At 47.1% G+C, this 308-nt stretch carries 1 protein-coding gene; it reads right to left on the bottom strand.

Features of this window, described 5'->3' with window-relative positions; all coding sequences use genetic code 11:
* Positions 1 to 308: Ig-like domain-containing protein (locus H5120_RS20070; RefSeq protein ID WP_182675889.1), on the bottom strand; the 308-nt coding region annotated here is incomplete at both ends.

Here is a 308-nt window from a genome sequence, read left to right on the forward strand (position 1 = left end):
GTTGGCGCGGCAGTATCGACTTCGCCTGTTGTTGTTGCGGTAGTTTCATTACCTGCAGTATCGGTAACTGATACTTCAACAGTAAATTCGCCTTCACTTAATTCGTTAGGTACATCAACACTAAAGGTGCCATCGGCTTGCACTTCTGTGGTTATAGTTTGTGGATTACCAGCTTCATCAGTTACTGTAATAGTAACAACCGTGCCCTCTGGCTCACCCGTCGCGGTGCCTGAAATAGTTGGGGTGGTGTTGTTAGTATCACCTACTGGATCAATAATAACTGTTGGCGCGGCAGTATCGACTTCGCC

This window comes from Pseudoalteromonas sp. SR43-2, assembly GCF_014163885.1.
Lineage (GTDB): Bacteria > Pseudomonadota > Gammaproteobacteria > Enterobacterales > Alteromonadaceae > Pseudoalteromonas > Pseudoalteromonas distincta.